This is a genomic window from Edwardsiella tarda ATCC 15947 = NBRC 105688 (assembly GCF_003113495.2).
Taxonomy (GTDB): domain Bacteria; phylum Pseudomonadota; class Gammaproteobacteria; order Enterobacterales; family Enterobacteriaceae; genus Edwardsiella; species Edwardsiella tarda.
Genome location: NZ_CP084506.1, coordinates 1,919,318 through 1,933,205 on the forward strand (window position 1 = coordinate 1,919,318; position 13,888 = coordinate 1,933,205).

Annotated in this window: 13 protein-coding genes; 5 read left to right on the forward strand and 8 right to left on the reverse strand. The window is 59.0% G+C overall.

The window, feature by feature from the left end:
* Positions 1-8 precede the first annotated feature (8 nt).
* From cobD to DCL27_RS08855, 3 genes are all read left to right on the forward strand, one after another.
* Complete coding sequence (gene cobD / locus DCL27_RS08845) at positions 9-1,082, forward strand: threonine-phosphate decarboxylase CobD (protein WP_035598566.1); 1,074 nt, start codon at positions 9-11, stop codon at positions 1,080-1,082.
* A gap of 425 nt (positions 1,083-1,507) precedes the next feature.
* On the forward strand, positions 1,508-2,920 hold the full coding sequence (gene pykF / locus DCL27_RS08850) for a pyruvate kinase PykF (RefSeq protein WP_005293485.1): 1,413 nt from the start codon (positions 1,508-1,510) through the stop codon (positions 2,918-2,920).
* 300 nt (positions 2,921-3,220) lie between these two features.
* Positions 3,221-3,457 (forward strand): major outer membrane lipoprotein, encoded by a 237-nt coding sequence (locus DCL27_RS08855; protein WP_005285548.1) that lies wholly within the window; start codon positions 3,221-3,223, stop codon positions 3,455-3,457.
* 155 nt (positions 3,458-3,612) lie between these two features.
* Here DCL27_RS08855 and DCL27_RS08860 read toward each other — a convergent pair whose 3' ends face one another.
* Together DCL27_RS08860 and DCL27_RS08865 are read right to left on the reverse strand one after the other, a co-directional pair.
* Positions 3,613-4,626: a L,D-transpeptidase family protein gene (locus tag DCL27_RS08860; RefSeq protein WP_005285545.1), complete on the reverse strand. Its 1,014-nt coding sequence runs from the start codon at positions 4,624-4,626 to the stop codon at positions 3,613-3,615.
* A gap of 577 nt (positions 4,627-5,203) precedes the next feature.
* Positions 5,204-6,826, reverse strand: coding sequence for a peptide ABC transporter substrate-binding protein (locus DCL27_RS08865; RefSeq protein ID WP_109691525.1), 1,623 nt, complete (start codon positions 6,824-6,826; stop codon positions 5,204-5,206).
* A gap of 235 nt (positions 6,827-7,061) precedes the next feature.
* Between DCL27_RS08865 and tpx the strand changes: the two genes are divergently transcribed.
* Positions 7,062-7,565 (forward strand): thiol peroxidase, encoded by a 504-nt coding sequence (tpx, locus tag DCL27_RS08870; protein ID WP_005285536.1) that lies wholly within the window; start codon positions 7,062-7,064, stop codon positions 7,563-7,565.
* Between the two features lie 57 nt (positions 7,566-7,622).
* Here tpx and tyrR read toward each other — a convergent pair whose 3' ends face one another.
* A complete protein-coding gene (tyrR, locus tag DCL27_RS08875) occupies positions 7,623-9,215 on the reverse strand; it encodes a transcriptional regulator TyrR (RefSeq protein ID WP_035598569.1) in 1,593 nt (530 codons plus the stop codon).
* A 393-nt stretch (positions 9,216-9,608) separates the two neighbouring features.
* Between tyrR and sseA the strand changes: the two genes are divergently transcribed.
* On the forward strand, positions 9,609-10,454 hold the full coding sequence (gene sseA, locus DCL27_RS08880; protein WP_035598572.1) for a 3-mercaptopyruvate sulfurtransferase: 846 nt from the start codon (positions 9,609-9,611) through the stop codon (positions 10,452-10,454).
* Positions 10,455-10,515: 61 nt separating this feature from the next.
* Here the strand turns inward: sseA and DCL27_RS08885 are convergent, their stop codons facing one another.
* Genes DCL27_RS08885 through pspB form a run of 5 tightly spaced genes read right to left on the reverse strand, consistent with a single transcriptional unit; the run spans position 10,516 to position 13,850 of the window.
* Positions 10,516-11,583, reverse strand: a complete 1,068-nt coding sequence (locus DCL27_RS08885) for a TIGR01620 family protein (protein WP_035598574.1) — start codon at positions 11,581-11,583, stop codon at positions 10,516-10,518.
* Complete coding sequence (locus tag DCL27_RS08890) at positions 11,580-12,977, reverse strand: YcjX family GTP-binding protein (protein ID WP_035598577.1); 1,398 nt, start codon at positions 12,975-12,977, stop codon at positions 11,580-11,582. The genes DCL27_RS08885 and DCL27_RS08890 overlap by 4 nt, the downstream gene beginning before the upstream one ends.
* The gene (locus DCL27_RS08895) at positions 12,958-13,242 is read right to left on the reverse strand and encodes a hypothetical protein (protein ID WP_005285525.1); all 285 of its coding nucleotides are present in this window, start codon (positions 13,240-13,242) and stop codon (positions 12,958-12,960) included. Before DCL27_RS08895 ends, DCL27_RS08890 begins: the two co-directional genes overlap by 20 nt.
* A gap of 27 nt (positions 13,243-13,269) precedes the next feature.
* Positions 13,270-13,623 (reverse strand): envelope stress response membrane protein PspC, encoded by a 354-nt coding sequence (gene pspC, locus DCL27_RS08900; RefSeq protein ID WP_005293472.1) that lies wholly within the window; start codon positions 13,621-13,623, stop codon positions 13,270-13,272.
* The gene (gene pspB, locus DCL27_RS08905) at positions 13,623-13,850 is read right to left on the reverse strand and encodes an envelope stress response membrane protein PspB (protein WP_005293469.1); all 228 of its coding nucleotides are present in this window, start codon (positions 13,848-13,850) and stop codon (positions 13,623-13,625) included. Before pspB ends, pspC begins: the two co-directional genes overlap by 1 nt.
* Positions 13,851-13,888: the final 38 nt, after the last annotated feature.

The window sequence follows — 13,888 nt, forward strand, 5'->3', positions numbered from 1 at the left end:
CTCACGTTATGTTATCCAGCCTACACGGCGGTGACGTCGTCGCTGTCGCCGAGCGCCTCGGCGTCTCCCCCGATAGCCTCACCGACTTTAGCGCCAATATCAATCCATTAGGCATGCCCGATACACTACGTCAGGCCCTGCACGGCCAGTTGGATCTGGCTCAACCCTATCCAGACATCGACTATCGCGCGCTGCATCGCGCCTTAGCCGCCCACCATCGGTTGGCGCCGGACTGGGTTGTGGCCGGTAACGGCGAGACAGAACTGATCTTTAATCTGGTGGAGGCGTTACAGCCGCGTCAGGCTCTCTTGCTCACCCCAGGTTTCGCCGAGTATCGCCGGGCGTTGCTGCGGTTTGGTTGCACCCTGCGCGATTATACCTTACAAGCCGAGACGGGATTTGCGGTCGATGCGCGTCTACTGGCGGCCATCAGCGCCGATCTCGATTGTGTCTTTCTCTGTACCCCGAACAACCCCACCGGGTTAACCGTGTCGCCCGATCTGCTGTTGGCAGTGGCCGAGCGCTGCCAACAACTCGGCGTACGCCTGATCATCGACGAGGCCTTCTGGGACTTTATCGCCGACGAGCCCGGCGCGATCCCGCTGTTAGCGCGCTTCCCCACACTCTGCGTGCTACGCTCGCTAACCAAATTCTACGCCATCGCCGGGTTGCGCCTCGGTTACCTCTTGAGCGCCGACCCGCAGCTGACGGCGCGGCTACGTGTCTTACGGCACCCCTGGAGCATCAACGCCTTCGCCGCCTTGGCGGGCGAACAGGTGCTCAGCGATGATGACTACCGCCGACGCACGCTGGCCTGGTTGGCACAAGAGCGCCCCTGGCTGCAGACGGCCCTCCAGGCACTCCCCGATCTGACGGTGTGGCCCGGGCGCGCCAACTACCTGTTGCTACGCTGCGAACGTCCGGCGCTCGATCTGCAGCAGGCGTTATTGGCGCACGGCCTGCTGATCCGTAGCTGCGCCAACTATCCGGGGCTTGATGCCCGCTACTATCGCGTCTGCGTGCGCCGGCGCCACGATAATGCGCGCCTCATTGCCGCCCTACACACTATTTTGGCCTGTTAGGGGGGTAGCCCGCCGCCCTGAGCGTGGCTAAGCATGCATTCACGCCACCCTGATTCGACGGATAATTCGGCCAAACACGCTTTGTTGCGCAACAAAAAGCGAATCCGGCCGGCTATTTTTCGCTATTGCGCACTCACTGTCCGAATTCGTTGTCTTTCTTGCGGTTATATACGTATAATGGACGGCGTTAATCTTGTTGAATGGTTTCAGCCCTTGATTCGTCGCAGCGCCTATTACACTACAACGCGGCCTCCGCGCTTATCATCCCTCCTCGGGCATGCATTTTTTACCCCGGCTTCCCGGCTGTCACCTATTCTTCTTAGTAGTCCTATTTTCGCACCATCTGTTTTACCCCCTGTCCTCCCGGCCACTGGCTGTGAGCATAAGCGTTTTCCAATCCATCACAACTTGCAGAAATGAATGTCATGAAAAAGACCAAGATCGTATGCACCATCGGTCCGAAGACCGAATCCGAAGAGATGCTGGGTAAGCTGCTGAACGCAGGCATGAACGTTATGCGTCTGAACTTCTCCCACGGTGACTATGAAGAACACGGCCAGCGCATCAAAAACCTGCGCGCTGTCATGGAGAAGACGGGTCAGAAAGCCGCTATCCTGCTGGACACCAAGGGCCCGGAAATCCGTACCATGAAACTGGAAGGCGGCAACGACGTCTCCCTGACCGCCGGCCAGACCTTCACCTTCACCACCGACCAGAGCGTCATCGGTAACAACGAACGCGTCGCCGTCACCTACCCAGGCTTCGCCGCCGACCTGCGCATCGGTAACACCGTACTGGTCGACGATGGTCTGATCGGGATGGAAGTGATCGATGTCAGCGAAAGCACCGTCGTCTGTAAGGTCCTGAACAACGGCGACCTGGGCGAGAACAAAGGTGTCAACCTGCCGGGCGTCTCCATCCAGCTGCCGGCGCTGGCCGAGAAAGACAAGCGTGACCTGGTATTCGGTTGCGAACAAGGCGTCGACTTCGTCGCAGCCTCTTTCATCCGTAAGCGCGCCGACGTACTGGAGATCCGTGAACATCTGAAAGCCCACGGTGGCGAGCAGATCCAGATCATCTCCAAGATCGAAAACCAGGAAGGTCTGAATAACTTCGACGAAATCCTGGAAGCCTCTGACGGCATCATGGTTGCCCGTGGTGACCTGGGCGTCGAGATCCCGGTAGAAGAGGTTATCTTCGCGCAGAAGATGATGATCGAGAAGTGCAACCGCGCACGTAAAGTGGTCATCACCGCCACCCAGATGCTCGACTCTATGATCAAGAACCCGCGTCCGACCCGTGCGGAAGCCGGTGACGTCGCCAACGCCATCCTGGACGGTACCGACGCGGTCATGCTGTCTGGTGAGAGCGCCAAGGGTAAATACCCGCTGGAAGCCGTCGGCATCATGGCTACCATCTGTGAGCGTACCGACCGCGTCATGCAGAGCCGCATCGATACCCTGCACGACTCACGCAAGCTGCGCATCACCGAAGCCGTCTGCCGCGGCGCGGTCGAAACCGCCGAGAAGCTGGATGCCCCGCTGATCGTCGTCGCGACGGCTGGTGGTAAATCCGCCAAGGCCGTACGTAAGTACTTCCCAGACGCGATGATCCTGGCGTTGACCACCAACCCGGTAACCGCGCGCCAGCTGATCCTGAGCAAAGGCGTCATCCCGATGATGGTGAAAGAGATCGCCTCTACCGACGATTTCTACCGTATCGGTAAAGAGGCTGCGCTGGAAAGCGGCCTGGCTCAGAAAGGCGACGTCGTGGTCATGGTCTCCGGTGCCCTAGTACCGAGCGGTACCACCAACACCGCATCTGTCCACGTGCTCTAATAGCACAAAAATAATTAATTTCAAGCGCCGCTCTGCGGCGCTTTTTTTATCCTGGTACAACATTTTTATCTCTTGAATTGATATTATTAATAGAATTAACTGAATAGGAAAATAAGAAGAATCCAATAGAAGCAACCTGTTTTGTCTCCCTTTTTTAACCTTCCGGCAAAACAAGGTGGTTCTTTGAGCGAACGATCAAAATAAACCGCTCTGACATGAAAAATTTATTCTCTTTAGAAAATGGTTTGTGTAATACTTGTAACGCTACATGGAGATTAACTCAATCTAGAGGGTTTTATAATGAATCGTACTAAACTGGTACTGGGCGCTGTTATCCTGGGTTCTACTCTGCTGGCTGGCTGCTCTTCTAACGCGAAAATCGATCAGCTGTCTTCTGACGTTCAGACCCTGAACACCAAAGTTGACCAGCTGTCTTCTGACGTGAACGCAATGCGCGCTGACGTTCAGGCTGCTAAAGACGACGCAGCTCGCGCTAACCAGCGTCTGGACAACATGGCTCACGCTTACAAGAAATAAGATTTCTTGAACTGAGCGAAAAAGGCGCACTTCGGTGCGCCTTTTTTATTGCCTCTCGCCCCCCATCCGTAACGCGCTCAGCGCCACGCTACGGGGGAGAACAACATAGCCGAGGTTCCCCTCCCCTAATGTCTCATCGACGCCTTCAGGCCCGCTTAACGCGCCTCAGTCACCACCTCTTGCTGTGCCGCACTGATCGGGGCCGTTGACTGAGCCGGCGCGGCCGCCGTTGATACCGGCGTCGCCGCATGGCTGACCAGTACCGGCATACCTGAACGACGCTGCATCGCCTGATCGAAAGCGGCGCGATCCGTTAACGGGCTGGCGGCGAAGCTCGCCTGAGTACGACTCAGCGCGATCGGCATCGTCTGCGGGTCATCACGTTCGGTGCGTGATAACGGTTGATGTACCTCGACGTAACGCTTGCCATCCGGCTCGACCGCCACCTTCACCGGCTGATTGACAATCTGCACCCGGGTATTACCCGGCACGCTGCGGAATAACGCTTCGATATCGTCAGGGCGTAAGCGAATACAGCCAGAGCTGACGCGCATACCGATGCCGAAGTCGGCATTGGTACCGTGGATCAGATAGACCCCGCCTTGAGCCGCCAGACGCAGCGCGTAGCGCCCCATCGGGTTATCCGGCCCGGCCGGCATTACCGCTGGCAGGGTAATGCCCTGTTCGCGATAGTGACGGCGAATGTTGGCGGTCGGTGTCCAGGTCGGATCCTTGATATGCTGCGACACCCGCGTCACCATCTCCGGTGTGTTGCGCCCCAACTGACCGATACCGATCGGATAGACTTCAACCCGCTCCCCTCCCGGTGGGTAGTAGAACAGACGCAGTTCAGCCAAGTTGATGACGATGCCTTCACGCGGCGCATCCGGCAGCAGCATCTGCGCCGGAATGATCAACTCGCTGCCCGCCTTAGGCAGGAAAGGATCGACGCCGGGATTGGCCTCCATCATCCCCAGCAATCCGATCTGAAAACGCGCGGCGGTCGACTCCAGTGGTTTGCCATCGTGGGGAACGGTATAGGTAAAGTTCTCGCCGATCAGCCGACTCTCCGCTGGAGGCAGGGGGTAATCGGCCGCTTGTGCGGTGCTCCCCGCCGCCATCCATAGCGACAACATCAGGCTGATTGCGGTTAATGCGCGTCTCTTCATGCTGGGTTCCTGAACAATTCAATAAGTCAACGGCGCCGTGACGGTAACCGGCGCCACGCCGTGTGACATAAGTATTAATACTTGTTTACCTAATGGCAATATATTCTGCCTGGTTTTCTCTTGGTAAACCTTAAATTTACATTTGTTTTCAAATGATTGGCAAAAGATGACTCGTCGATCCATTGCCGGGCGCGTGGCGAGAATAGACCAAGAACCTGGGTGAATTAGCCCTGATCCTCCGGCGGATACCCGGTTATGCGCGAGGTGGCAAAAGTGGCCCTTTTACTCACTTGCCCGCTAATCGCCTATTATCCCGGCGTAATAACATTTTTTTATCTATATGTGACACAATCGAAGAAATTAATATGTAGTTTTCCCCGGGGGTGCATAGCCGATACGTGGGAAAAAATAATAGAAAAGACAATAAATATACTTTTTTAAATGAATTATTATAATTAGCGCGACAATCGTTCAATTATTCAGATGGTCATCCGGCGCGTTCGCAAGAAATAAACGCTAAGCCTACAGAGAAAATGATGGATCGCGCCCCCAGCGACCTATGGGGACGCACTCCGGCTCAATGTGCGAGGATGTACAACTGGCGGCTGTAAGCCACATCCTCAGGATTGGTGATCGGGTAGCCTTTCACCCACGGCTTAATCAGGCGGGCGTTAGTATATTGGTAAATCGGTGCGATCGGCGCCGCCTCGGCAATCATCCGCTCCGCCTGGAGATAGACCTCACGACGTCGCTGTGCGTCGCGCTCGCCGGCGGCTTGTTGCAACAACGCATCATATTCAGGACGATTAAAGCCACTCAAGTTGCCGCTATGACGATGGCTGAGTAAGGTGAGGAAACTCGATGCCTCGTTATAGTCGGCCATCCAGGAGGCACGCACCACATCGAATTGCCCACTGTTGCGACTGTCAACGTAGCTCTTCCACTCCTGATTGGTCAGCTTCACCTGTACCCCCAGCGTTTTCTTCCACATTGAGGCGACGGCGATGGCGATCTTCTGATGGTTCTCCGCCGTGTTGTACAACAGGGTCAGCTTCAACGGCTTCCCGGGGCCGTAACCCGCCTCGCGTAGCCAGGCTCGGGCTTGGCGATGGCGCTCCGCCTGGCTCATCTGTTGCCACGCCAACGGCGTCGGCGGGAAGTCAGCGGTAGCGTCCGGCGTCAGACGATAGGCCGGTTTCTCGCCGCTGCCGACCACTTTACCGGCGATGATCTCACGATCGATGGCGTAAGAGAGCGCTCGCCGTACCCGGACATCGTTTAAGGGGGGGCGCCGGGTATTAAAGGCGTAGTAGTACGTGCCCAATTGATCGGGGGTAAATACTTGACCGGGTAGACACGCCTTTAACTGTGCATAGCGGTTCTTGGGAAAGGATTCGGTGATATCGATATCGCCCGCCAGGTAACGATGGGTCGCCGCACTCTCCTGATTGATCGGGATGAAGGTCACCTGTGTCAGATGGGTATTGGCGCGATCCCAATAGTAGGGGTTGGCGCTCAGAACGATGCGTTCATTGACCACCCGCTGCGTCAATTGAAACGCGCCATTCCCTACCAGATGACCCGGTTGCGTCCATGCCTGACCGAGGCGAGCGATGATCGACTGAGGCTGGGGGAACAGGCTGAAATGGGTACATAATTGAGGGAAGTAGGCCAGCGGGCGATTCAGTTGTACCACCAGCGTACGGACATCCGGCGCCGCAACGCCTAACCGATCGGGTGGTAACTGGCCGCTAATAATCTCCGCCGCGTTGGCGATCCCCGCCATTTCGGCGAACCAGGCGAACGGTGAATGCGTTTGCGGATCGACCAGGCGCCGCCAAGCATAGACGAAGTCGTAGGCGGTGAGCGCCTCGCCGTTCGACCAGCGTGCCGTATCACGGAGCTGGAACACATAACGCTGATTATCCTTGCTGTGCCAGGCATAGGCGACGCCGGGTTGCACACGCCCATCCGCCCCTTGGTTGACCAGCCCTTCAAACAGATCGCGCAACACCTGCGCCTCCGTCAACCCGACGGCCGCCACCGGATCGAGCGAGACCGGCTCATCTTTCAGATGGCGTACCACGTGCTGCGTCGGTGCCAAGGTGGTACCCGGCGGCAACGGCGATGCCTGCCCCACTCCGCTCCAAACGAGCATTCCCCATACCGCTAAGGCGGCCAGTCGCAGCGAGTCTCTCATTCCCTATCCTTGTGCGTATTGTCACTATGGCACGCGATGACCGGCGGCATCGCGCCCCTGCATGGCAATCTATACTCTGCCTGAATGAGATGTCCGTCACCACTCTTTATTCACACGGCGTCAGGCGCACGCCTCGCGCGGACAGAGAATTCCGCCTGAGGCGCTACCCCTAAGGCGCTAATTGACGTACACTGAAACTTGTTTTTAACAAAATACAAACAAAAGGGGAGAGAGCATGGCTCAAACTGTTTTATTCCGTGGCACACCGATCACGCTCGATGGTCATTTCCCGCAGCCTGGCGAGCAGGCTCACGCGTTTTCCCTGGTCAACAAAGAGTTACAGGATATTACCTTAGCCAGCTTCGGCCAGCAGCGTAAGATCCTGAACATCTTCCCCAGCATCGATACCGGGGTCTGCGCCACCTCAGTCCGTCGTTTTAATCAGCTGGCCTCCGAGGCCGACAACAGTGTAGTGCTGTGTATTTCCGCCGACCTGCCTTTCGCACAGGCCCGCTTCTGTGGCGCCGAAGGGCTGAACAACGTGATCACCCTCTCCACCCTACGCGGCGCGGAATTCAAGCAGGCGTATGGGGTGGCGATCGCCGAAGGCCCCCTGACAGGGCTGACAGCGCGTGCGGTCGTGGTGTTGGATGGGGATAACCGAGTGATCCATAGCCAGCTGGTTAGCGAAATCGCCGACGAGCCGGATTATGAGGCGGCATTAGCCGTATTGCGCTAAACGCGCGGCGTGCCAAGAGAGGGCGGCGTCTGCCGCCCTTTTATCGTCAGCAGGGTGTTAACGAGACTCGCTCTCGGTGCGGGTCTCACTCTCGGCGTGACGGCGGCTACTCAGCCCATATTCACGCAGCTTATTCGCGATCGCGGTATGTGAGACGCCCAGTCGCTTGGCCAGCTTACGGGTACTCGGATAGTTGCGATACAGGCGCGTCAAGACGGAGCGCTCGAAACGCTTGCAGATCTCATCCAACGAACCATCCAACACCTCATCCCCCAACGCCATCTCCGCCTCAAACTCCGGCAGCACGATGTCCTGCGGGCGCAGCTCATACCCCTGCAACTGTGTCAGGGCACGGTAGATGGCATTCTTCAACTGGCGCACGTTACCCGGCCAGCCATATTGGCTGAGGAAGGCGCTTAACTCAGGAGCCAGCTTCGGACGCGGCATCCCCTGCTCATCGGCAAAGCGTGACACGAACAGCTCGGTCAGCGGCATGATGTCCTGCACCCGCTCGCGTAGCGGCGGCAGGTTCAGCGTCAGCACATTCAAGCGATAATAGAGATCTTCGCGGAACTGGCCTCGTTGCACCAGATCGATCAAGTTCTTCTGGGTGGCGCAGATCACCCGCACATCGACCCGCACCTCATGCTCTTCACCGACGCGACGGAAGGTACCGTCGTTAAGGAAGCGCAACAGCTTGGTCTGCATGCGTGACGACATCTCGCCGATCTCATCCAGCAGCACGGTGCCGCCGTTAGCCTGTTCGAAGAATCCCTTCTTGCCTTCCAGCGCATTCGGATAGGCACCTGCGGCATGGCCGAACAGTTCGCTCTCCGCCACCTCATCGGGCAACGCGGCGCAGTTCAACGCCAGGAAAGGCTTCTTGCCACGCGGGCTTCGCAGATGACAGGCGCGGGCTAAGACATCTTTACCGGTGCCGGTCTCACCGACCAGCAGCAACGGCGCATCCAACATCGCCAGCTTACGCGCCTGCTCCAACAGCAGACGCATCTTCGGACTGACGCCGATGATATGGTCGAACTCGCTGTTGTCGTTGACCGCCAGGTTCTGCAACTGACGCCCCATGCGTACCGCCGACTTCAACACCACCACCGCGCCGACTGGGGTGCGATGCGTCTGTTTGCTGTCATCCAGGTAGATCGGCATGATATCCATCAGATAATCCTGGCCACGGATCACCACTTTTTCGCTGTGCGGTGCGACGTCATCATCCTCTAGCCAGCGTAAGAAGTTATAGCCGCCGATCAGCGTCGCCGCCGTCTGATGGCAAATCTTCTCCTCACTGGTGGCAAACAGCGACAACGCCGCCTTATTGGCCAGTTCGACCTTACCCTTCATATCGATGGAAAAGACCGGCTCCGGCAAGGACTCCAGCAGCGCCCACATGGCGCGATGCTCGCGCTCGGAGGGCATGAAGGGCACGGTGCGTACATCGGTCACCCCGTTGATGCGACGGATCTCCGCCATCAGCTGACGAAAGATCTCGAAATCCAGCTCGGTAAAGTTGAGATAGATCCGCCCGATGGTATCGATCTCAATACCACGCAAGTCGATGCTACGCGCGGCGAGAAGATCCAGCAGTTCACGCGTTAGACCGATACGATCTTCACAAAAAACTTCCAGACGCATTAGTTTTGACCCTACTCTGCTTATGCTGCGTGTATACGCGAAAAAACAGCCATTACTTGCCCAAACCACCAGCACAGCGGCTGAAGTAACAATCTGTCACATAAAGTTTACAGATATTTCTGTTATACGCCAGCCATCTGATCGCTTTTCACTGGCAAGATCATCCGCTTGGCATACGCCGACCGCCTCATCAATGACGGCGCCGTTTGCCACGGCGGGCCACTATGAGCGTAAGCCAACGCGTACAGTATCTTAGCACATATTTATCATACATTTTAGCGGAACATAGTGTAAGTATGGCATATGTCCTGCATCTATCTATTCTCGCACGACTACCCCGCAGAGCGACTTTGCGGTATACCATTATCCCTCTCTCCCTCTTCAGGAGCCGTTATGTCCTCTTCTCTGTTTGTCACTCCCGAATGGCTGGCCGCCCACCTGGCGGACGCCGATCTACAGCTGCTCGATGCCCGCCTACTGCCGCCAGGACAAGAGGGGGATCTCGCCGCCCAGTTCCGCGCGCAACACTTACCTCATGCTCGCCGTTTCGATATCGAGGCGCTCTCCGATGCGCAGAGCACGCTACCGCACATGCTGCCCGATGCCGCCGACTTTTCCGCCGCCATGCAGGCACTGGGGATTTGGCGCGACCACCATCTGGTGATCTACGACGACGGCAGCCTCTTCAGCGCCCCGCGCGCCTGGTGGATGCTACGCGTCTTCGGTGCCACGCGCGTCTCCGTGCTCGCCGGAGGACTGGCCGCCTGGCAGCGTCTGGGTCTACCCGTGAGCCACGGCGAGATGGCGCCCACGGTGGCCGGGGTGTTCCCCGCCCAACTGGATAAACGCCACCTACGCAGCGCCGCCCAAGTCTTGCAGGCAGTGCGTAGCGGCCAGAGCCAGATCGTCGATGCGCGCGCCGCCGCCCGCTTTCACGGCCACGTGCCGGAGCCTCGCCCCGGATTACGCAGCGGCCATATTCCCACTAGCCATAACCTGCCGTGGGAGACCCTGGTGCGCGACGGCGCGCTGCAGCCCCCTGAGGCGCTGCGGGCGTTATTTCACCAGGCGGGCATCGATCTGACGCGGCCGATCATCGCCAGCTGTGGCTCTGGCGTAACGGCGGCGGTACTACTGTTGGCGCTGGCCACGTTGGGCGTCGAGGAGACGGCGCTGTATGACGGCGCCTGGAGCGAATGGGGAGCCGATGCCTCCCTACCGTTAGAAGTGACAGTGTAACCAAGATCCGCCACGGCATCCCAACCCATGGCGTTGGGGCGCCGTGGCGATAAGCGTCACGCTACGCCTTGCCCTTCTCCTGGCTATTCGGCAGGGTGCGACGTAGCTGCGCCAACAACTCGCGGCGAAAATCGCCTAAACGCGGGCGATCGTCGTCGAGCCACGGCAATGGCCGGCATAACTCCATCGCCTTGATTCCCAGACGCGCCGTCAAGAGCCCGGCGCCGATCCCCTGCGCCGCCCGCGCCGAGAGGCGCGCCGCCAGATCTTGCGAGACCCAGTCCATCCCCACCTCACGTACCAGCTCGGACGCGCCGGCAAAGGCGATATTCAGCAATACCAGGCGGAACAGACGCAGGCGGCTATAGTAGCCCAGCTCGATACCGTACAACGCGGCGATGCGGTTAATCAGGCGAAGGTTACGCCAGGCGATGAAGGCCATGTCCACCAGCGCCAGTGGGCTAACGGCGATCATCAGGGTCGATTCGGCGGCATAACGGCTGATCTCTCGACGCGCCTGGGTATCGAGCACCGGCTGCACCAAGGTGGCGTACAGCGACACCACCTCGCGATCGCTGTGGGTCTCGTGCAGCGCGGCCCGCCAACGCTGTACTGCCGGATGGCTCGCGTCCAGCCCCGCCTGACGCAACAGACGTTCGCAGAATGCCCGCCCCTGACCGACGGCGTGGCTGTGTAGCAGATCGCTGGCCAGTTCACGCTCCTCGGCGCGCTGGCGTAAGCGATAGAGATGACGCCACTCGCTCAGTGTCGCGCCGACACCTGCCAACACGATCAAACCGCCCGCCACGCAACCCCCCAAGGCGATCCAGTCCTGGTTGAACCAGGCCTGATAGAGCCACTGGCCACCCTGAGCCAACACGCTGAGGCCGAACAAGGCCAGCCCTCCGCCGGCGATGCGCCGCCACAGACTACGGCGCGGGCGCAATGCCACACTGACCATCCCCTCCAGACGGCCATCCTCCTGCTCGCTCTCCACTTCTGCCATCGCGGCCGGGGTAAACGCCTCTGCCTGTTGGCCGTCGAAGGCGACGCCGGGGCGCACCGTCGGGCCCGGCTCAGCGCTAAGATCGACATCGAAATCGATGCGCCCTTTAATCGGATCGCTCACCGTAATTTATCTCCCAATAAGAATTCCATCACACTGTCCATACGGATATGCGGCAACGGCGTATCGATGCTCATTCGTTGCGGACGGAACTGTTCGAAACAGAAGCCCTGCTGCTGCCAGAATGCCGCCTGTGGTAAGCGTGCTGGCACCTCGCCCGGATAGACCGTCAATGGCGCGCCATCGCTCAGACGCTCGCCGCGTAGCGCCGGGATGCTCTGCCCCTGATGCTGTACCATTCCGCTCTGGGTCGCCTGGATCGCCGCGATACCGGCACAATCCATCGCAATGCCCTCAAAGGCGGCGTTCTGCCAGGCGTCCTGCACCAACTGTTGCAACAGCGACACCAAGTTGGCGTGCTGATCGGCGGTGATGTGGTCGGCCTTGCTGGCGGCGAACATCAACCGATCGATACAGGGTGAGAACAGACGGCGATAGAGGGTACGCTTACCGTAATGGAAACTCTGCATCAGCTGGTTCAGCGCCAGGCGCATATCGTTGAACGCCTGCGGCCCACTATTCAGCGGTTGCAGGCAATCCACCAGCACGATCTGACGATCGAAGCGCGCAAAGTGCTGGCGGTAGAATCCCTTGACCACCTCGCGGCAATAGTAATCGTAGCGCTGACGCAGCATGCCGAGGTTACTGTGACGATCGGCGCGAGCCAGACGCGACTCATTGGCCTCATCCAGCGCTGGCCAAGGAAAGAATTGCAGCGCAGGCGCCCCCGCCATATCGCCCGGCAGCACGAAGCGTCCCGGCTGAATAAAGTGCAGCCCCTGTTGCTTACACTGCACCAGGTAATCGGTATAGGCCTGGGCGATGGCCGCCAATTGGCGTTCGTCGGCGGGCGCATGGGGATCACAGGCGGCGCACAGGCGCAGGAACGGCTCGGCCAGCGTACGACGATCCCCCTGCAATAGGCCGTTCATTTGGCGCGACCAATGCAGATAGTCCTGATCGAGCATCGGCAGGTCGAGCAACCACTCCCCTGGATAATCCACGATCTCCAGATAGAGCGTCGAGGTCTCCTTGAAGTGGCGCAGCAGCGAGTCGCGACTACGGTAACGCAGTGCCAGACGGATCTCGCTGACCCCACGCGTCGGCGTCGGCCAGTCGGGCGGATCGCCGTAAAGCTGCGCCATCCCCTCATCATAGGTAAAGCGGGCCACCCCCAACTCACGCTGAGGAACTCGCTTCACGCCCAAGATACGCTCCTCGCGCTGGGCGGAAAATAGCGGCAGGCGAGCACCGCTATGCACATGTAGCAACTGGTTCACCAACGAGGTGATGAACGCCGTCTTACCGCTGCGACTCAGCCCGGTCACCGCCAAGCAAAGGTGGCGATCCAGGCCGCGATTAACCAACGCGTTTAGATCATGTTGTAGCCTTTTCATGCTTCTCCTTGCCACGACTTACGGGCGGATTCACCGCAGCGGCGGGCTGAAAATAACGCGCTGTCGCATAGCGTACACCACGGCGCACCCCCGGCTCCAACAACCACAATAGGATCAGACGCAGAGGTCGCCAGGCGATATAACGTGCCAGTCCGGCGGCCAGCCCCGCCGGGGCGGCGCACAACAGCAACAGGCCTCCCAGACGCAATGCGCCGCTAACACGGCGACGCCAGAAGGTCTGGGCGGGACGGTTGATCGGCTTCATCCATTTTACTCCCGCGCTTTCGCCGCCTTATAGCTGGCGAAAGCGACGATTCAAACTAAAGGCCGGCGATGTCACGTAACGCTCCAGACGACGCAGGCGTTGCTCGCATTGCTCCAGCTCCCCCGCGGTGCGCGCCAATTGATCACGCGCCCGTGGAGCCGCGGGCGGCCGCTCCCCCTCGGCCACCGGCAAGGTCACCGCCAGGATCCCATAGGCCAGTAGGGTGAAGATAAACAGACCGCAAAATACCGATAACACCGCCATCGCACGCACCAGCGTCACCGGTACGGAGAAGTAGTCGGCGATCCCGGCGCACACCCCCTTGATCATGCCGCGTTGCGGCAGACGGTACAGACGATGCTCAGGCAACGATGGGCTCATCAGGCGTCCCTCCAGTTGGGATGCTCGGCATCCAGGATCGCCTCCAGGGCGCTGATGCGCTGACGCATCCGTTGCGCCTCATCGCTCAATTGTGCCAGACGCTGTTGTTCCTGCGCCTGCAGGACGCTATCGCTACGCTGACGATTGCCGTAGTGCAGCCACAGCCAGATCGGCAGGACAAACAGCACAAACAGCGTCAGAGGAATGGCCAGAAACAGATAGCCCATATACGCTCCTTGGGTGGATTAGTGAACGCGCACGTTGG

Bases quoted from the DNA above. Each gene is read 5' to 3' on its own strand.
- cobD (WP_035598566.1), top strand. From the start codon at position 9: ATGTTATCCAGCCTACACGGCGGTGACGTCGTCGCTGTCGCCGAGCGC.
- pykF (WP_005293485.1), top strand. From the start codon at position 1,508: ATGAAAAAGACCAAGATCGTATGCACCATCGGTCCGAAGACCGAATCC.
- DCL27_RS08855 (WP_005285548.1), top strand. From the start codon at position 3,221: ATGAATCGTACTAAACTGGTACTGGGCGCTGTTATCCTGGGTTCTACT.
- DCL27_RS08860 (WP_005285545.1), bottom strand. From the start codon at position 4,626: ATGAAGAGACGCGCATTAACCGCAATCAGCCTGATGTTGTCGCTATGG.
- DCL27_RS08865 (WP_109691525.1), bottom strand. From the start codon at position 6,826: ATGAGAGACTCGCTGCGACTGGCCGCCTTAGCGGTATGGGGAATGCTC.
- tpx (WP_005285536.1), top strand. From the start codon at position 7,062: ATGGCTCAAACTGTTTTATTCCGTGGCACACCGATCACGCTCGATGGT.
- tyrR (WP_035598569.1), bottom strand. From the start codon at position 9,215: ATGCGTCTGGAAGTTTTTTGTGAAGATCGTATCGGTCTAACGCGTGAA.
- sseA (WP_035598572.1), top strand. From the start codon at position 9,609: ATGTCCTCTTCTCTGTTTGTCACTCCCGAATGGCTGGCCGCCCACCTG.
- DCL27_RS08890 (WP_035598577.1), bottom strand. From the start codon at position 12,977: ATGAAAAGGCTACAACATGATCTAAACGCGTTGGTTAATCGCGGCCTG.
- DCL27_RS08895 (WP_005285525.1), bottom strand. From the start codon at position 13,242: ATGAAGCCGATCAACCGTCCCGCCCAGACCTTCTGGCGTCGCCGTGTT.
- pspC (WP_005293472.1), bottom strand. From the start codon at position 13,623: ATGAGCCCATCGTTGCCTGAGCATCGTCTGTACCGTCTGCCGCAACGC.
- pspB (WP_005293469.1), bottom strand. From the start codon at position 13,850: ATGGGCTATCTGTTTCTGGCCATTCCTCTGACGCTGTTTGTGCTGTTT.